Consider the following 17,429-nt stretch of genomic DNA (forward strand, 5'->3'; position numbering starts at 1 on the left):
GGGGGAGAGGGGGGATGCGCAAAATGTGTGGAGTCAGCGTTAGACCCGATCTAGCGGTTGATGGGGCTCTGGCGGTAGCTCTACCTGAATGCGATCGCCGGGCAGCACCTCACCACTGGCTACCACAATCCCCATGACGCCGGCCTTACGCACAAGCTGTCCCTGCTCATCTCGGTCCAGGACGGCGGCCATCAGGCCAGGCTGCAAGCCGTCTAGCTGCTGGCAGGGGTTGCGCAACCCAGCGACCTCCACAATGGCGGACTCACCGATGTGCAGGCGGGTTTTGACGGGCAACGCCAGCAGATCGAGGCCATGGGTGGTGATGTTTTCCCCCATCGCTCCGGGGGCAATTTCAAAGCCTGCGGCCTTGAGCTGATCGAACAGCTCGGCCTGAATCAGGTGCACCTGGCGCAGATTGGGTTGGGTCGGGTTTTGGGCCACCCGAGAGCGGTGCTGCACGGTTGCGCCTGCGTGGGCATCGCCTGCCACCCCGAGGCCCGCCAAAAGCTGAATGCTGCTCTGATTGGCTTTGCTCAACCCGTGGTCGGCACTGCGGCTGACGGCTTTTACCGCTCCCTCAATGGCGGTCTGAGATTTGGTCGGAGGCTCAGATTCGGCCCGCAATTTTCGCACCATGTTCAGTTCCGCCTGGAAGTCGATGTAGTGGGGCAGCTTCAGGTGCTGCACAAACCCCTGGGCCTCTACGTTGTCGGAGTGGTAGAGCACAAACTCTTCGTTTTGGGCGGGGCCGTCGATGGGTTCATCCAGCTCCTTGGCCTGCAGCGAGCGATCGACCAGGGCCATGGCCATCGCCTTGCGCTCGTTATAGCCGAGGGTGAGGCCGTAGCCCTGGGTGAACTGGGGCGGGGCGGTTTTGCTGCCCTTAAACTGGTTCACCATTTGCACCTCGGTGACGGTGATATCGGCGATCGCCACCTCAAACCCAAGTTCTTCAGGGCAGATCACCACCTCCACTTCCCCCATGCGCACGTCGCCCGCGAAGGGGTGGTTTTTGCCGTAGCCCCGCTGGGTCGAGTAGGCCATGGCCAGCAAAAAGCCCTCATCGGCGCGGGCCAGGTTTTGCAGGCGGGCATCGCGATCGGCGGGGGTGGTCAGGGGCTGGCGGGTGAGGTCGAAGGGGGCAGCGCTATCGAGATGGGCCAATTCATCTAGGTCTGGCGGTGCTGGCTCGGCGGGTCGGTGCGATCGCACCAATTCCTCCTGGGCCAGGGCATTGATCGCCGAGGGCAGGGGGCCCGTCGCCGCGGCAGAATCTGCCTGCGGGGCGACAAACCGGTTGTCGTCTGCCGCCAGGGTAAAGTCGAGCAGCCGGTGCACATAGTCGAAGGTGGGGCCCAGCGTCTGCCCCCCCGGCACATCCTTAAAAATGGCGGAAATGCGTCGCTGGGGTCGCATCTGGCTGGTGTCGAGCGGCTGGCTGTAGTAGAACCGGGGCAGGGTGGTGCGATAGGCCCGCAGCAAAAATATGGCCTCCACCAAGTCGCCCCAGGACTGCTTGATGGCCAGGGCCGCCAGATCGGGATCATAGAGACTCCCTTCGGCCATCACCCGATCCACCGCCAGCCGCATCTGGGTCTGGATCTGCACCAGCGTCAGCTCGGGCACCGCCTCAGGCCCGCGCCGCTGGGCTCTGAGCAGCGCCTCGGCATTTTGAATGGCGGCTTCTCCGCCTTTGACCGCAACATAAGCCATAGACGGGGTTACTCCATTATCGAACTGCGGGGTAGCGCCATCACCTGGGTGCTGGCCAAACAGAAGACATCGACCCCCAGGGGATAGTGGCGCTGGTTGCCCTGCCACTGGGGCCAAAAGCCCTGGGGCAGGGCGGGGGAGATCACCTGGCGATCGCGAATGCCCGGCCCCCTAAGGCTGACTGACTCCCCGGCGGTGAGACTGGGGAGTTGCAGCAATACGGTGGTGGCGTCTTCGGGATAGTCTGGGGTGCCCAGGGCAAAGGAGGCCAGGGGTGGACAGGTCGCGGCCTCCACCACCAGGGCAAACTTGGCCCGCTGGGGATCGGCTGTCAACCGACAGCCGGTGTGGAACTGGAGCCAGCGGCGGGCTGTTTCCGAGAGGCTGGGCTGGAGCCAAACCAGTGTTTCTAGATCCAGCAGGGTGAGGCAGGTGGCGGCGCAGGCCAGGGCCAGTTCCTCCGGTGCCTCTAGGTCAACCTCAATGGCACCGAGGGTACCGGGGTGGGCCAGACAGTCCAGCAATACCCGAAAGGTGTGCTGGGCCTGGTGAACCGGGTCGCGAAAGCCAGGCAACTGGGTCAGCATTAGCTCTCCCCTCGCCGCAGGGTGAAGAAGTTCACGCGGGTGGCGGCGGTCTGCTGTGCCGTCTCTGTCTGGCGAGTGTGGGCCAGGGCACCGAGCGGCTCGACCACCTGAGTGTGAACCGAGTCGCGCCACTGGGGGTGCTGGATCAGGGCGTCGCAGAGGGCCGCCAGCTCCGCATGACGATGGCATCGCCCAGCTACGTAGCCAAAGCCCAGGTCGGGGCGATCGCCGGGGATTTCGAGCTGCACCACGCAGCGGGTGAGGGTAATTTCGCCCAGGTTGAACGGCTCGCCGGTTCCCCCGGCCCGGCCCCGCACCATCGCCAGGCCCGTCTGCGGCGATCGCAAAAACCGATACGCGGGCAGGTCGCCACAGGCGGCCACCTGCGCCTCTAGATCGGCCAGGGGAGCCTTGGCTAAAACCGCCATCCATTGCTGCCGGGGGGTTAATTCGCTCATAACGTCGGGTTAAACTTGTCTTATTATTTATCTAGATGTCTAGACAAATTTTGTCTGTCTGCATTATTGATGAAGTGGCCTAGCTTGGCAAGTGTTGTGTTTTGATGAATCGATGACCCCAGACGCCCTGCCGGTTTACGTCCAAATTGCCAATCAGCTGCGCCAGAATATTGAGACGGCGATCTACGCGGTGGGCGATCGCCTGCCGACCGAGGCTACCCTCAGTCAACAGTTCGCGGTCAACCGCCACACTCTGCGCCGAGCCATTGACGTGTTGCGCCAGGAAGGCCTGGTGCGGGTCGATCGGGGGCGGGGCACCTTTGTCACGGCGGCCCCCATTACTCTCGCCATTGGTCAGCGGGTGCGCTACAACGACATGCTCAAGGCCCAGGGCATGACCCCCACCAAGCAGACCCTGCGCATTACAGAACTGGTGGCCGATCGCACCCTGGCCAAACATCTGGAGATCGAGTTAGGGGCCAGGGTGGTTTTGTTTGAACGGCTCAGTTTGGCCGATGGCGTTCCCCTCAGCCTGGCCAGCAGCTATTTCCCCGCCCAGCGGCTGCCCCAGATTTTGCTCCACTGTGAGCAGTACCAGTCGATTTCTCAGCTGCTGCACCAGGAATATGGCTTTGACCACCTGCGTCGCCGCACCCAGGTTTCGGCGCGGGTGGTGCAGCCTCGGGATGCTCGCCTGCTCCAGGTGCCACTGCAGTCGCCGATTCTGCTGACCGAATCGATCAACGTCAATCAGGACGAGGCGGTGATTGAGTACGGGGTCAGTCGGTTTCGCAGCGATCGCATGGAACTTGTGTTTGAACAACCCTAGGGCAAGGTTGGCCTAGGGGGTCATAGGTCTCCCGCTCGGTCAGCCAGCTGGGAGCGATGGAGCAAAGGCCTGCGCGGAGATAATGCGATCAACAATGCGATCGCCCCAGCCCGCCTTCTAGAGCTTGCGAACGCTGGCCTGCCCGTCTTTGACCTCACCCACCAGCACCTCGGTGGCAACACCCACAAACAGGCCATTGTCGAGCACACCGGGGATGTTGTTGATGGTCTTTTCGAGGCCAGCAGGGTCGTCGATCGCCGCAAACTTGACATCCAAAATCATGTTGCCCTGGTCGGTGATCACCGGGCCGTCTTTTTTGATACCCATGCGCAGGTCAGGCTGGCCGCCTAAGGCTTCCAGGGCCTTAGTTACTGGGGTGACGGCCAGGGGCATCACTTCCACCGGCAGGGCAAAGGTGGTGCCCAGTTTATCTACCAGTTTGGAGCTATCGACCACGACGATAAATTCTTTGGCCAGGGAGTCAACGATTTTCTCGCGGGTGTGGGCCGCGCCGCCGCCCTTGACCAGGTTCATCTGGGGGTCTACCTCGTCGGCCCCGTCGATCGCCAGGGCAATCTCGTCGCCTTCGTCGAGGGTGGTGAGGGGAATGCCATACTGCTTGGCCAGCACCGACGCCTGAAAGGAGGTCGGCACGCCCTTGATATTGCTGATTTCGCCCTTGGCCAGCCGCTCACCAATGAACTGAATGGCAAAAGCGGTGGTTGACCCGGTGCCTAGGCCAACTACGGTATTCGACTGCACCCGGGCTGCCGCCTGACGCCCCACTTCCTGTTTCATCAGCTTGACAGGATCCATCTCAGCCATGGCTCTAAGTCCTCAAATCAACTGCGGTTTCGGTCTCTAGCATGACCTAAAGCGGAACGGCTGCATAGGGCACTAGGGTAGGGCTATAGCTTAAAAGCTGATGGCATTACAATGACGGCATTTTCAGGGCTTGAACAGCGTTTCGCCAAAATGAGAATTGCTGGCAGGTTCCCGTAAGTACCGAACTGGCTCCAGCAAAGGGGCTAACGGTAGCTCAAGTGCTGAACCCCTAACAAAATCAGGGTGTTAGCCAGTTTGCCCACAGACATCATGCAGATTTACTTAATCACCGCACAGGCTATGCGCCCGCCCGAGCCCCCAATGGGTTGCGAATAGTGGTCATCCTGATCGGTATGAATGATCAGCGCTGTGCCGTCAGCATCGAGCAGCTTGGCCGCCCCAGCATCTAGCTGCACCAGATCGCTGTACAGCTCCACGTCAACCGTGCCATCGGCGGCGACCACCAGGTTGGGCAAATTGCCCTCGTGGGGGCCATCGGGGTTGCGAAAGCCGTGGGGCATATCGAAGGGGTTCACATGCCCACCCGCCGATTTAAATGCCTCCAGGTCAGAACAATCACCCACGGCGTGGAAGTGCATACCGTGGTAGCCCGGCGGCAGGTCCTTGGCCTGGAGATTCACCAATACCCCTTTGTGCCCCTGCTCGACCCGCACCGTACCAATCGTAGTGCCGCTATTGTTAATCAGGTCGGCCTGGGTGCTGAGCGCATCGGCGTAGGCGGGAGAGGCCGAGATCAAGGTCAGACCACCGAGGGCCAGACAGCCGAGGGCCAAACAAAAGAGCTTGAGTCGATCAAAAAGGGCAAGCATTAGGACTATCCATAGCGTCTGCGCTTAGATCATAGTTGAGCGTTAGCCCAGATTTATCGCCATTACGGTCGAGTTTTACAGGCTGTTTTTGTGAAAAAGATACCCCAAGGTAGGGGCGTAGAGCCTGCGTCCTTGAGCAGAAGCAAAATCCTCGGGTATTTCCATTGCCAACCTTGTCCTAAATTCAGATCAAGTAACAACGGCACCCCAAAATCTCAAGGCTCTTATGGTACAAAACAAGCACTTGCTATACTTGCCAGATTGAGGTCGCTCGTCATCTGCCTCAACGGGCTGAAACGAGGTGGCCTAGACGGGTCGCACTACCGCTGGGATACAGCCCATGCAAATTCTCCACGGCACTTGGATACCCCAACCCGCCGCCGATTTTGTGCAATCGGGGGCCTTTTACCTGTGGATAGAAACAGAGGCTAAAAGTCACCGCCGTCTGGCATCCCAGATTCATCCTCGCCATCTGTCAGAGCCAGATTTAGCCTCTGCACTCACCGATGAGCTCGGGCTAAAATCTCCCGATCGCCGTTCCCTAACCGCCTTCATTACCCCGCGCACTTTTCTGCTGCCGACCGCAGACGATCAACCCCTGCCCTCTCTAGAGCTATCCCGCTATTTAGAGGCGGAAGCCCCAGACAGCGTTGACTGGCAGTACTGGCAGGTCGATTGCTACGCGATCCCTATCCTCGCTGACCTGATCAGCGTGCTGAATAATCTGCACTTTCTCGCCATCTACAACCTGGCGGAAGTACAGATGGGAGCCGACCTGCTGTTTTGGTACCACTACACCCAGAGCGTTAAGCAGGTGATTCTGCGCGATCAGTACATTCCGGCGCTGAAGTATCGGCAGATCGACGCGCCTAAAGCGACTCAGCGTCAGGCCACTGGGACGAAAACTAAAAAGCAGGCGGCAAAACCAGAACCCGGGTTTGAGATTTACCCGGGTTGGGAGATCATCGGCGATCGCTACCACGAGCACCTGCAAACCTACGTGGACTACATGCCCCTACTCTGCGTCGCCGGGTTCGAGGCACTGCCCTCCACACCGACGTTCTATGACCGAGCCACCCTGCTGCGCCACTTCTCAGAATGCTGGCTGGACGATCTGGTGCGGAGCACGGCCATGCCCCAGAGCTATGTCAAAACCGTTGAGAATACGCTGATTCAGGACTGTTTGCAGAGCAAGGCTCCGGGAAAATCGGCGGCGGCGCTGGAGCGCTACCAACAGTGGCAGGGGTGGCGCGATCGCATCAGCCGTTCCGAAACCGCGGCCCCCTTTCACATCGGTTTTCGCCTTCAGGAACCCGCCACCCCCGCAGCGTCCTGGCACATTCAATTCCTCGTTGCCCCCAAAGACGATCCCTCATTGCAAATTTCCCTGGAGGAGTTTTGGCCGCAGCGCGGGAAGAAACAGGCCCAGCTCCGCCAGCACCTGGGAGATAACTTCGAGCAGTACCTGCTGATGAATCTGGGCTACGCCGCCCGCATCTATCCGAAATTCTGGGATGGCCTGGAAACCGATCAGCCCGTGGGCATCCCGGTGGATCTCGACACCGCCTTTACCTTCCTGAAAGAATCGGCCTGGGTGCTAGAAGACGCGGGCTACAAAGTGATCATCCCCGCCTGGTGGACCCCCAAGGGCCGTCAGCGGGCCAAGGTGCGGCTGCGGGCCAAGGGCAAATCCCTCGGCGGCAACGACAAATCTAAGGGCTACTTTTCCTACGACACCCTGGTGCAGTACCAGTACGACCTGGCTATTGGCGACCAGCCCGTCACCCAGGCCGAGTGGCAGGAGTTGGTCAACGCCAAGTCGCCCCTGGTCAAGTTTCGCGGCCAGTGGATGGAGCTCGACCAGGACAAAATGCAGCAGATGCTGGAGTTTTGGCAGCAGCAGCAGGCCACCAACCCCGAAATGAGCCTGCTCGACTTCATGCGCCTGACCAGCGGCAGCGATGACGAGGATCTGGAGGTGGATTTTGAGCGCGACGACGCTCTAACCGCTATGCTCACCCAGCTCAACGACAAAACCCGCCTTGAACTCACCCCCGACCCCGCCCAGCTCCAGGGCCACCTGCGCGACTACCAAAAGCGCGGCCTCTCCTGGCTGCACTACTTAGAAAACCTGGGCCTGAACGGGTGCCTGGCCGACGATATGGGCCTGGGCAAAACCATTCAGGTGATCGCCCGCCTGGTGCAGGAGCGCGAAGAAGCGGCCCAGAATGGTCATCAAAAACTGCCGCCCACCCTGCTGATTGCGCCCACCTCCGTGGTCGGCAACTGGTACCACGAAATCCACAAGTTTGCGCCGCACCTCAGGGCGGTGGTGCACCACGGGGGCGATCGCAACCAAGACCCCAAAGCCTTCAAAGCCATCTGCCGCAGCCACGACCTGGTGATTACCTCCTTTACCCTGGCCCGCAAAGACGCCAAGCTGCTGGAGGGGGTCACCTGGCATCGCATCGTGCTGGATGAGGCCCAAAACATCAAAAACCCCAAAACCGCCCAGACCAAAGCCATTCTCAAGCTCAACGCCAACCACCGCCTCGCCCTCACTGGCACCCCGGTGGAAAACCGGCTGATGGATCTGTGGTCGATTTTCAACTTTTTGAACCCCGGCTACCTGGGCACCCAGACCCAGTTTCGCAAACAGTTTGAGCTGCCCATCCAAAAAGAAAACAGCCCCACCCGCTCCGCCACCCTCAAAAAGCTGGTGGAACCCTTCATTCTGCGGCGGCTCAAAACCGACCAGTCGATCATCAAGGACCTGCCCGACAAGGTGGAGCAAAAGCTGTTCTGCAACCTCACCGCCGAGCAGGCCTCCCTCTACGAAGCAGTGCTCAAAGATGTCACCGAGCAACTGGAAACCAGCGACGGCATTCAGCGCCAGGGGCTGATTCTGGCCACCCTGACCAAGCTAAAGCAGATCTGCAACCACCCGCGCCAGTTTTTGCAGGACAACAGTGAGTTTACGCCGGAGCGATCGCACAAACTCAGCCGCCTGCTCGACATGCTCGACGAAGTCGTCGCCGAAGGCGAAAGCGCCCTGGTATTCAGCCAGTTCCGCGAAATTGGCGACGCCCTGGAGCACCACCTGCGCCACACCTGCCGCTACAACACCTACTACATCCACGGCGGCACCAACCGCAAAAAGCGCGAGCAGATGATCGCCGCCTTCCAAGACCCCGACAGCGAACCCACCATCTTTGTGCTGTCGCTGAAGGCCGCCGGGGTGGGCATTACCCTCACCCAGGCCAACCACGTCTTCCACTTCGATCGCTGGTGGAACCCCGCCGTCGAAGACCAGGCCACCGATCGCGCCTTTCGCATTGGCCAAAAGAAGAATGTTTTCGTCCACAAGTTTGTGGCCATGGGCACATTGGAAGAACGCATCGACCAGATGATTGAGGATAAGAAAAAGCTAGCGGGTGCGATCGTCGGTGCCGACGAATCGTGGCTGACAGAGCTCGACAACGATGCCTTTAAGCAACTGATCGCCCTCAACAAGAGCGCGATCATGGATTGATGGGTGAGATATTCTGCCATAGATCGGCAGCGATGAACCTGGAGAGGTGCCCAACATTAGTGGTTGCAATTACAACGTCCTGAACAGCCAATGTCATCGCTTGGGCAACCAAGATCATATCGCCATCAATGGTTTTATCGCCTGCCGTCGGCTGGCCTTGCTGACGTGCCTGTGCCCAGAGCTCCGCAGCTTGGCGCATCGCCACCGTTGTTAAAGGTAGGTATTCGAGGATGTTAGCTAAGTTATCTAAGCGCGCCAACCCCTTAACCTTATTGGCCCGCAACAACTCACGCCGCACTTCGTAGTCTGCAATCTCAGGAATAACGATACGGCTGCCTGCCCTGAGATGTGCTTGAAGCCACTTGTTACAGGCATTGCCCTGGTCAGAGAGCTTAGGATTGGTGATGAGTCCGATGGGACTCGTATCCAAGACTACAACTCGGCTCACCAGGTAATCCCTTTGAGCTCCTGGGGAAATAGCTTGCGATCCGAGAGCCGATCTTGGTCTAAAACCTGGAGTAAGTACTGCCCTGTTTCTTGCTGCTCTTCACTATCTTCGTCATCAATCCAAGATTGGAGCACATCGACAGCTTCGATTTGCTTTTGTTTGATGAGGATGGATTTTGCCAACAGTTGTAACGTCATCGCTTCAACCGAAAGCCCCTGCTGCTGGGCTTCCTGCATGAGGTAATGCTCCATTTCCGGAGGAAGGTCGAGGGTTAGAGTCATAGGTTGTCAGCGACGTTCCTCTTTATTTTAGTGCCTGCTACCTGCTGGAGTCGAGACGAACCCGTAGGGCACTAAAATAACGCTATTTTATCTGACTCGTCGCCCTTCACAACAACGAGAGGTGTTATGGACACGCTGAAAATTCTACAGGCTTCTGAACAAGCCAACTGGGATTATGACGATGAAGCAGATGTTTTATACCTTTCAGTAGGTGAGCCTCGCTCAGCGGTTGGTATCGACATCGGCGATGGGGTGGTGCTGCGCTATGACGAAGAAACCCAGGCAGTCGTTGGCCTGACGGTGATGGGTTACGAGCCAAGCTTGCTAAGGCGGCTTAGCTAGACCTGGTTGAAGTCATCGCCTAGCCGTTCTCGTATTCCCGGCTGTAGGAGCCGACGTTGGTAGCCAGCTCCTACACCGCTTACCCGCGTTCTTGCTCCCTACTCCGAAGGCGTAATTCTGCGGGTCATGACGCTGATGTATTCGCCGTTGCGCCCGGTGGGGATGGGGTCTAGCCAGGCGATGCGTTCGCAGTACCTCAGCAATTCCATGCGGTTGATGGCTTCGACGACGGCAGCGTAGTCGCCCAGCAAAATGTGGCAGAGGCGGTCGGGTTGGTAGGTGGGCAGCCGGAAGGGGGTAGAGACGTTGAGGTCTCCGGGGTTGGGTTGATACATGTACGGTTTCTCCGTTTTCGGTTTAGGAAAACGGAGAAGGCTCTAGCGGTCCCATATGAAGGTAAAAGAAGACGCTAGCTCTTAGAATGGCTTCTAAGGGCATCTCGCTTACCTGGTCTAAGAGGGATGTCACAGGGGATTTGAGAGGCTCCACCCTCTCTCTTCCCCGCCTAGAAGTCATTCCCCGTTGAAGCATAATAGGCGAAGTGGTCAGGGAGTTCAACCGTATTGACAGAAGCAACCCTCAGTAGCCCTTAACAAATGGAGAAGAGGCAAATGTTAGATCTACTAGAGCGAATTACAGTAAACCCCAAACAGTGCGGCGGTCGCCCTTGCATTCGTGGTATGAGGATTCGCGTTTCTGATGTGCTGGACTTGTTTGCAGCAGGGTTAAGCGCTGAAGAAATTTTGGCAGATTTGCCAGACCTGGAAATGGATGATGTTAGAGCATCCCTGGTTTATGCGGCTCGTAAATTAAACCATCCTGTTCTGGTCGCATGACAACGATTTGGGTCGATGCTCACCTTTCACCCGCGATCGCCACCTGGATTGCCAACAATTTTGACGTAACAGCAGTGGCTTTACGGGATCTGGGTTTAAGGGATGCTGAAGATCTTGAAATCTTTGAGGCTGCAAGAGCGAAAAGTGCTATTTTGATAACTAAAGATGGAGATTTTGTAGACCTGGTTGATCGCCTTGGCCCACCACCTGAGGTAATTTGGCTAACCTGCGGCAATACCTCAAATGCTCGACTGAGAGAAATTTTAAGTGGGACGTTGGTAACCGCTCTTGAGTTGCTAACGGGTCGAGAGTCCTTGATTGAAATCAGTGGTGAATAGGTTGTTTTAGGTGGAATGCTCTTTACCCAATCCTTTATGTCATAAAATGGTGATTGTCTGGTCAGAGGAAGACGACTGTTATCTAGTGCATTTGCCCAATTTTCCTGAACAGACCTATCGAACCCATGGCAATAGCTATGAAGATGCCGCCAGAAATGGCCAAGAGGTTTTGCAACTTTTGTTGGAAGAAGATGGATTGCCTCTGCCTAAACCTCGTTTGCCTGCGGCTTAATATGGAATAGTGGGCAATGCCCACCCTACGGGTGCTGTCCACTGCCAAAGAGACGGTGGGCATTGCTGCATATTTAGCACTTGATTAGAATGAGAAAAAGGGAAAGCGGAATAAATTTGATCATGTGATTTTTTTTGTGGGCCATTCTTCTGTTTTCCAATAAAGCTTTATCTTAAAACTGGATCCTGTCGCAATTATGAAAAACAATCAAAATTCAAGTGGACATATTTTTGTTTCATATTGCCGTGATGACTATGATCAAGTTCTAAAACTACACCATGAACTTGAAGGGGAGGGCCTTAATGTTTGGTGGGACCAAGAAATCTTGCCAGGGCAAAACTGGAAATATGAGATCCAGAAGGCAATGAAGAATTCTTTGGCAGTCATTGTCTGTTTGTCAGAAAACCTGGAAAAGCGTATATCTTCTGGAGTTTATCCTGAGATGGCAGATGCAATAGAAGCCTATCGAAAACTACCTCCAGGAAGTATTTATCTAATTCCAGTCAGGCTTTCTGAATGTGAAGTTCCACCAATTCCAATTGATAGTGTTCAAACACTGAATGATATTCAACATGTAGACCTTTTTCCTAATGAACGTAGAAAGCTAGGTCTAGACAAGCTACTCAAGAGCCTCCATCAACTTGCAAAAACATCTAAAACGAAAGCTGCTGAAGGCAATAAGAATTTAACTAGCGTGCTGCCTGACTTGAATAAAGCCTCGGCAGAGCAAAAAAAAAGATGGTGACAGTAGTTGCAAACATCCCCTATGATCAGTTTGGTATACGGGAGAAAAATACTCTTATTGGAGGGTTGGCAAATTTTCTCGACATCTCAAAGAGCCATATTTTAATTGAGCATGTTGAAGAGGGTAGCGTCATTATTACAGTTGAACTGCCTGAGGAGGCAGCCAAAAAGCTGCTTGCTGCTTGGAAAGAGCCTCAGTTTTTGACTTCACTAAGTTCTCTCAAGATTAAGAAGGTCTACGATACTCAGGTCGCCAAGAAATCAGTTGATCCAGAAATTAGGTTGCATGAGATTGGGATGGATGGCGAATGGTCTCTTAGCAATTTAAGTGAATTTTCAAGAGTTTATTCACAAGTTTATCATTTACTCTTCTCCTTAGAGGTTAGTCAATCTGAAAAAGTGGAAGAGAAAATCTCGAAGATATATCAATCTTATCCTTGGAGAGGTGGATTTAGTAGGGTTAATTTCTATAAATCAATCGAATCTGCAATCCCAAATGATTATAGGCCAAGAATAAATTCTATTGTCTATTCCTCTCCAGGAGCAATGAATCTCAGACTAGTTAGTCCTGTTGCTCAAAACATTGAAGTTATTATTTATACAATGCTTCGCAAGGATGCCTTTGTACACAAGCTTTATCGTGATATTCGTAAGCAGATGCAGATTATGCGTCTAAATACTTTAGGAGTTAGAAAAGCAGGTGAAAAAGGGGAAGATCATTTGCTGAGCGAACTCACCTCGAAAGAATGGCATTTTATTGACTACGCCTTATTTTATTTTTCAGATGAGATGCAGTTTGAGGATGTCGACATTCTTTGTGAGTTAACTGGAAACAGGCTTGCCTCGCTTAAAATTCTTTTGTCTCTATACAGAAGGATGAAAATATTGGTTAGTCTTGCTCGAGAAGATCTAATTGATTTTATAGTTTGATTCGATTTGCTTAATTAGCATCAGTGAGATCGCAGATCTCTTGCAGGTTGGTTTGAGCGCGCGAAACCCAACACATAACAAGAGCTTGCACTCTGCACCAATCTCATCCGGCAAACAAATCTTGCTTTTAATCCCACAGTCTTCAGAATACATTCCATGATCAACATAGCGATGAAAGCTTAAATAGGGCCGATCTTGCGGAGCCTTTACCAATTCGTGACTAACCAGATTGTAATGGATGTAGTCGGCATGGTGCCCAAAGTCTTTCTCATGACAAATTTGATGTTCTCAAAAGCGACGTTGCCAAATTGCTTGTTCTTTTTTCTTGAAACGAGCCAATGAGCGCTCGCATTTATGCTTCTCTGTGCAATGACAGCTAAATTGGCTTTTGATCAACCCCCAGCGAGTCGAGAAATCGGCATCCCCATCAGATATTGCATCAGCATGGCCCATCGGGTACGGGGTTCCTACGAGCTTCCAGCGCTACCTGTCTGCTACGATCGCACCTAGCCCCTCTTCACAGCGCCATGGCCGTATCTCGACCTAGCAGCCAATCCAAAGCGATCTCATCGCTGTACGACGAAGACTACCTCAGCTGGCTCACTGAAACTGCCAGGCTGCTTCGCAGCGGTCAAATGCACGACATTGACGTGGCTAACCTAGCTGAAGAACTTGACGACATGGGGCGCAGTGAAAAGCGATCGCTCGAAAGCAACCTGGAAGTGTTGCTCAGACATCTATTGAAGTATCAGCACCAACCCGAGCGGCGATCGAACAGCTGGCGATTTACCATTCTGGAGCACAGGGACCGCATCGACAAAGCCTTTCGCGATAGCCCCAGCTTGAAGCCCTATTTCACCAGCATATTTGCCGACTGCTATGCTCTAGCCCGCAAAAAAGCAGCCGTCGAGACTGGTTTGCCCCTAGACACCTTTCCAGAAGTGGCTCCCTTCAGCTCCGAATCAACGCTCAATCCTGACTTTCTGCCAGGCGAGTAAGTCCAGCTGACTACAGCACGGCAGCGATCGCATCCCTCAGCCCAGTTTCCCTCCACTGCCCAGGCGGGCCTGAACCCACTGACGAAAGCTCTTGACCCAGCTGGTTTCGCCCATGGTCTGGCTGGTTTGCAAAAACCGCAGCAGATCATCGGGGCGCAAAATCGGCAACACCGCTGAGGTATCTTCAGGCCGGTAGTCACCATTGACCAAGCCATAGATAGTCAGGGTGGTGCCATCAAATCGCCAGACTTCGGGCACACCCAGCGCGGCATAGATAGCCATGCGGTTGAGGGAACTGCTGGTGTTATCCACTTCGATCGCTAAATCCGGGGGTGGATCGACGCTCAGATCAATTTCATCCTTGCCTCGCACCGCCTGCTCGTTTTGAATGTAGTAGCACTGGTCGGGTTCCAGACCTTTTCTCAGGTCTGCTCGGCTCCAGGTGGTAGACCCCAGGCTGCGAATTTCGGTTGCGGTTTCTTCTGTGGTGACCTCAACCATGCGCCCCATCAACTTTTTGTAGCTCTCGTGGGGAGGTAGCGGCACCATAATTTCCAACGTCCCTTGGTCGTAGGTGAGGCGTTTGCCGGGGGCTGACTCCAGATCGCGAATCAGGCTTTGGTAAGTGGCCCAGCTGACACCCTGCAAAACCACCTGGTTGCGGGGCGAAATGAGTGCTGCGGTCATGGATGATCTCCTGCCCAAAGCGTTACTGTATCTCTACAATAAAGCCAGCACTGGAACCTAGCGATGGCAAACTTTAGCCGCACCTGGTGGGGAAAACGTTTTATAGATGCGATCGAGCGACTGACCGACTCGGGCCGGTTGCAGCGGGGCCGCTCCTACGCCAGCGGCGGCAAGGTCAAAAGCTTTGACATCGACGGGGGGCTGGTCACCGCCAAGGTACGGGGGTCGGTGAATCCCTACTTTGGGGTGACCAAAGAACCGCTCTACACGACTACCATCGACTTTGCGCCCATCAGCAAAGCCAAGTGGGCCGCCGTCATTGCCCTTGTCGCCTCCAAAGCCAGCTTGATTTCGCGGCTGCTGCTGAACGAAATCCCCGACAACATCGAAGACAGCTTCAAAACCCTGGGGCTTAACCTGCTGCCCGCCAGCGGCCAAGACTTTAAGACCAAATGCTCGTGCCCCGACTACAGCAACCCCTGTAAACACATTGCCGGGGTCTACTACCTGATTGCCGCCGAGCTCGATCGCGACCCCTTTCTGCTGTTTGAGCTGCGCGGTCTGTCGCGCGATGCCCTCAGGGCTGAGCTGGCCAAGTCGCCCCTAGGTCAGGCCCTCTCGGCAGAACTATCGGCCCAGCAGCGCCCTCCCGAACCGGTCGAGCACTACTACACCCAGCCTCAGACCGTTGAGCCTATAGCCCCAAGCTTGAAAGAATTTTGGCAGGGAGAGAAGCGCCTGCCCCAAACAATTGAGGTGGCGACGACCTCGGCGGTACCGGCCATTTTGGTCAAGAAGCAGGGCGATTTCCCCGCCTTTTGGACCCGCGACAACTCGTTTATCGCAGCCATGGAAGGTCTCTACGAGCGGGTGCGCACCAAGAACAAAGACCGCTTGTAGAGTATTAAAGAATCGTTGAGTATTCTGCTAAGGAGCTAGCTGGATTGATTAGGCTGGGGCAGAGGGCACAACCTTGGCACCGCCATGACCCGTCAGCCCAGCCCCGATTCACTTGCTCACTCACGCCTTTCTCCAGAGACGCCGATTATTTTTTCGGCTCGACATCTGACGAAAACCTACACCATGGGTGAAGTGCAGGTACGGGCGCTGCGCTCGGTCGATCTTGACCTGTATGAGGGCGAGTTTGTGGTGCTGCTAGGGCCTTCGGGCAGCGGCAAATCGACGCTGCTGAATATTTTGGGCGGGCTCGATGTGCCCACCAGCGGTGAGGTGTTTTTCAAAAGCCAGAACCTGACGGCGGGGGGCGATCGCCTCCTCACCCGGTTTCGCCGCGAGTCGATCGGTTTTATTTTTCAGTTCTACAACCTCATTCCCAGTCTGACGGCCAAGGAAAACGTGGCCCTGGTGACCGACATTGCTGCTCACCCAATGTGCGCAGACGCCGCGTTGGAGATGGTGGGCTTGGGCGATCGCCTCGATCACTTTCCCTCGCAGCTGTCGGGGGGAGAGCAGCAGCGGGTGGCAATTGCCCGGGCGATCGCCAAGCGCCCCGAAGTGCTCTTTTGCGACGAGCCCACGGGCGCGTTGGACTTTAGCACCGGCAAGCGAGTGCTGGAGGTCTTGGCTCAGGTGAACCAAGAGCTGGGCACTACCGTGGTGGTGATTACCCACAATGCCGGAATTGGGGCCATGGGCGATCGCATTATTACCATGCGCGACGGCCAGATCCACACCATCGACGTCAATGCTCACCGCGCCTCCCCCGATGAATTGGAATGGTAGTAGCCGATGCAAACCCTCGATCGCAAGCTATTTCGAGACCTGCGGGGCCTGCGGGGCCAGGTGATCGCCATTGTGGTGATCGTGGCCTGCGGCATTGCCAGCCTGGTGACCATGGTCAGCACCTATCAGTCGCTGCTGCTCTCCCAGGAGCGCTACTACAGCCAGTACCGCTTTGCCGATGTGTTTGTGCAGCTCAAGCGCGCCCCCAACGGGGTGATGGCGCAAATTTTAGCGATCCCGGGGGTGGGCCAGGGGCGATCGCGGGTGGTGGCGACAGTGACGCTGGATGTGCCGGGGCTAGAGGATCCCGCCAGCGGGCGGTTGATCTCGATTCCAGAGCAGCGCCAGCCGATATTGAACGACCTGGTGCTGCGATCGGGCCGCTACATTCAGCCGGGCCGGGCCGATGAGGTGATCGCCAGTGTGGCCTTTGTCGAAGCCAACCAGCTTGAGCTGGGCGACACCATTAGCGCGGTGATTAATGGTCGCTGGCAGCCCTTGCGAATCGTCGGCACCGCCCTGTCGCCCGAGTACATCTACGAAATTAGCGGCACCGAGCTGCTGCCCGATAACCGGCGGTTTGGGGTGTTTTGGATGGGGCGCGAGGCTCTGGCCACCGCCTTTGACCTGAATGGCGCGTTTAACGATGTGGCACTTACCCTCACCCCCGAGGCCAATCAGCAGGCGGTGATCTTTCGCCTCGACCAAGTTTTAGAGCGCTACGGGGGGCTGGGGGCCTACGGACGCGAGAACCAGCTCTCCCATCGGTTTTTGTCGGATGACCTGGCCGGGTTGCAGGTGATGGCGCTGATTTTGCCGCTGATCTTTTTGGGCATTGCGGCGTTTTTGGTCAACCTGGTGCTGGCTCGGTTGGTCAGCACCCAGCGCGACCAGATCGCGGTGCTCAAGGCCTTTGGCTACAGCAACTGGGGAGTGGGGCTGCACTTTTTTAAGCTGGTGGCGGTGGTAGTGGGGCTGGGGTCAGGGCTCGGCATCGGGGTAGGCCGCTGGTGGGGAGCCAACTTTACCCAGTTCTACACTCGGTTTTACCAGTTCCCCTCGGTGGAGTATCGGGC

Annotated in this window: 21 protein-coding genes and 1 pseudogene; 12 read left to right on the plus strand and 10 right to left on the minus strand. The window is 55.9% G+C overall.

Annotated elements, in window-relative coordinates:
* Positions 1-39: 39 nt before the first annotated feature.
* The 4 genes and pseudogenes from IQ254_RS33830 to phnG form a co-directional block, all read right to left on the minus strand.
* Positions 40-636 (minus strand): MOSC domain-containing protein, encoded by a 597-nt coding sequence (locus tag IQ254_RS33830; protein WP_228040999.1) that lies wholly within the window; start codon positions 634-636, stop codon positions 40-42.
* Positions 613-1,713: pseudogene (locus IQ254_RS22545) on the minus strand (carbon-phosphorus lyase complex subunit PhnI); the annotation flags it as partial. The gene IQ254_RS33830 and the pseudogene IQ254_RS22545, both read right to left, overlap by 24 nt.
* Positions 1,714-1,721: 8 nt before the next feature.
* Entirely contained in the window at positions 1,722-2,300 is a 579-nt protein-coding gene (gene phnH, locus IQ254_RS22550; protein ID WP_193968403.1) for a phosphonate C-P lyase system protein PhnH, read from the minus strand.
* Positions 2,300-2,758, minus strand: a complete 459-nt coding sequence (gene phnG / locus IQ254_RS22555; protein WP_193968404.1) for a phosphonate C-P lyase system protein PhnG — start codon at positions 2,756-2,758, stop codon at positions 2,300-2,302. The genes phnH and phnG overlap by 1 nt, the downstream gene beginning before the upstream one ends.
* A gap of 112 nt (positions 2,759-2,870) precedes the next feature.
* Here phnG and phnF point away from each other — a divergent pair, with 112 nt between their 5' ends.
* Complete coding sequence (phnF, locus tag IQ254_RS22560) at positions 2,871-3,587, plus strand: phosphonate metabolism transcriptional regulator PhnF (protein WP_193968405.1); 717 nt, start codon at positions 2,871-2,873, stop codon at positions 3,585-3,587.
* A 117-nt stretch (positions 3,588-3,704) separates the two neighbouring features.
* Here phnF and rpiA read toward each other — a convergent pair whose 3' ends face one another.
* Positions 3,705-4,412, minus strand: coding sequence for a ribose-5-phosphate isomerase RpiA (gene rpiA, locus IQ254_RS22565; RefSeq protein ID WP_193968406.1), 708 nt, complete (start codon positions 4,410-4,412; stop codon positions 3,705-3,707).
* Between the two features lie 278 nt (positions 4,413-4,690).
* On the minus strand, positions 4,691-5,242 hold the full coding sequence (locus tag IQ254_RS22570) for a superoxide dismutase family protein (protein ID WP_193968407.1): 552 nt from the start codon (positions 5,240-5,242) through the stop codon (positions 4,691-4,693).
* Positions 5,243-5,582: 340 nt separating this feature from the next.
* Here IQ254_RS22570 and IQ254_RS22575 point away from each other — a divergent pair, with 340 nt between their 5' ends.
* Entirely contained in the window at positions 5,583-8,774 is a 3,192-nt protein-coding gene (locus IQ254_RS22575) for a DEAD/DEAH box helicase (protein ID WP_193968408.1), read from the plus strand.
* Here the strand turns inward: IQ254_RS22575 and IQ254_RS22580 are convergent.
* A complete protein-coding gene (locus tag IQ254_RS22580) occupies positions 8,764-9,222 on the minus strand; it encodes a PIN domain-containing protein (RefSeq protein ID WP_193968409.1) in 459 nt (152 codons plus the stop codon). The genes IQ254_RS22575 and IQ254_RS22580 overlap by 11 nt on opposite strands.
* On the minus strand, positions 9,219-9,503 hold the full coding sequence (locus tag IQ254_RS22585; protein ID WP_193968410.1) for a hypothetical protein: 285 nt from the start codon (positions 9,501-9,503) through the stop codon (positions 9,219-9,221). Before IQ254_RS22585 ends, IQ254_RS22580 begins: the two co-directional genes overlap by 4 nt.
* A gap of 126 nt (positions 9,504-9,629) precedes the next feature.
* Here IQ254_RS22585 and IQ254_RS22590 point away from each other — a divergent pair, with 126 nt between their 5' ends.
* A complete protein-coding gene (locus tag IQ254_RS22590) occupies positions 9,630-9,845 on the plus strand; it encodes a DUF2283 domain-containing protein (protein ID WP_193968411.1) in 216 nt (71 codons plus the stop codon).
* A 98-nt stretch (positions 9,846-9,943) separates the two neighbouring features.
* On the opposite strand, the gene IQ254_RS22595 is transcribed toward IQ254_RS22590, so the two are convergent.
* Entirely contained in the window at positions 9,944-10,180 is a 237-nt protein-coding gene (locus IQ254_RS22595) for a hypothetical protein (protein ID WP_193968412.1), read from the minus strand.
* 276 nt (positions 10,181-10,456) lie between these two features.
* Between IQ254_RS22595 and IQ254_RS22600 the strand changes: the two genes are divergently transcribed.
* From IQ254_RS22600 to IQ254_RS22625, 6 genes are all read left to right on the plus strand, one after another.
* On the plus strand, positions 10,457-10,681 hold the full coding sequence (locus IQ254_RS22600) for a DUF433 domain-containing protein (protein ID WP_193968413.1): 225 nt from the start codon (positions 10,457-10,459) through the stop codon (positions 10,679-10,681).
* Positions 10,678-11,019 carry a DUF5615 family PIN-like protein gene (locus IQ254_RS22605; protein ID WP_193968414.1) on the plus strand — a complete coding sequence of 114 codons (342 nt, stop codon included), beginning with the start codon at positions 10,678-10,680 and terminating at the stop codon, positions 11,017-11,019. The genes IQ254_RS22600 and IQ254_RS22605 overlap by 4 nt, the downstream gene beginning before the upstream one ends.
* Before the next feature lie 46 nt (positions 11,020-11,065).
* Positions 11,066-11,251 carry a type II toxin-antitoxin system HicB family antitoxin gene (locus IQ254_RS22610; RefSeq protein ID WP_193968415.1) on the plus strand — a complete coding sequence of 62 codons (186 nt, stop codon included), beginning with the start codon at positions 11,066-11,068 and terminating at the stop codon, positions 11,249-11,251.
* A gap of 196 nt (positions 11,252-11,447) precedes the next feature.
* Positions 11,448-11,996 (plus strand): toll/interleukin-1 receptor domain-containing protein, encoded by a 549-nt coding sequence (locus tag IQ254_RS22615; RefSeq protein WP_193968416.1) that lies wholly within the window; start codon positions 11,448-11,450, stop codon positions 11,994-11,996.
* On the plus strand, positions 11,990-12,925 hold the full coding sequence (locus IQ254_RS22620) for a hypothetical protein (RefSeq protein WP_193968417.1): 936 nt from the start codon (positions 11,990-11,992) through the stop codon (positions 12,923-12,925). Before IQ254_RS22615 ends, IQ254_RS22620 begins: the two co-directional genes overlap by 7 nt.
* A 527-nt stretch (positions 12,926-13,452) precedes the next feature.
* Positions 13,453-13,923, plus strand: a complete 471-nt coding sequence (locus IQ254_RS22625; protein ID WP_193968418.1) for a DUF29 domain-containing protein — start codon at positions 13,453-13,455, stop codon at positions 13,921-13,923.
* Between the two features lie 36 nt (positions 13,924-13,959).
* Here the strand turns inward: IQ254_RS22625 and IQ254_RS22630 are convergent, their stop codons facing one another.
* Positions 13,960-14,610, minus strand: a complete 651-nt coding sequence (locus tag IQ254_RS22630) for a Uma2 family endonuclease (RefSeq protein WP_193968419.1) — start codon at positions 14,608-14,610, stop codon at positions 13,960-13,962.
* A gap of 63 nt (positions 14,611-14,673) precedes the next feature.
* Between IQ254_RS22630 and IQ254_RS22635 the strand changes: the two genes are divergently transcribed.
* From IQ254_RS22635 to IQ254_RS22645, 3 genes are all read left to right on the plus strand, one after another.
* Positions 14,674-15,510 (plus strand): SWIM zinc finger family protein, encoded by an 837-nt coding sequence (locus IQ254_RS22635; RefSeq protein ID WP_193968420.1) that lies wholly within the window; start codon positions 14,674-14,676, stop codon positions 15,508-15,510.
* A gap of 183 nt (positions 15,511-15,693) precedes the next feature.
* Entirely contained in the window at positions 15,694-16,353 is a 660-nt protein-coding gene (locus IQ254_RS22640) for an ABC transporter ATP-binding protein (protein ID WP_278000356.1), read from the plus strand.
* 6 nt (positions 16,354-16,359) lie between these two features.
* The coding region (locus IQ254_RS22645; protein WP_193968422.1) for an ABC transporter permease at positions 16,360-17,429 on the plus strand (1,070 nt) is incomplete at its 3' end.

The organism is Nodosilinea sp. LEGE 07088, from assembly GCF_015207395.1.
Classification (GTDB): domain Bacteria; phylum Cyanobacteriota; class Cyanobacteriia; order Phormidesmidales; family Phormidesmidaceae; genus Nodosilinea.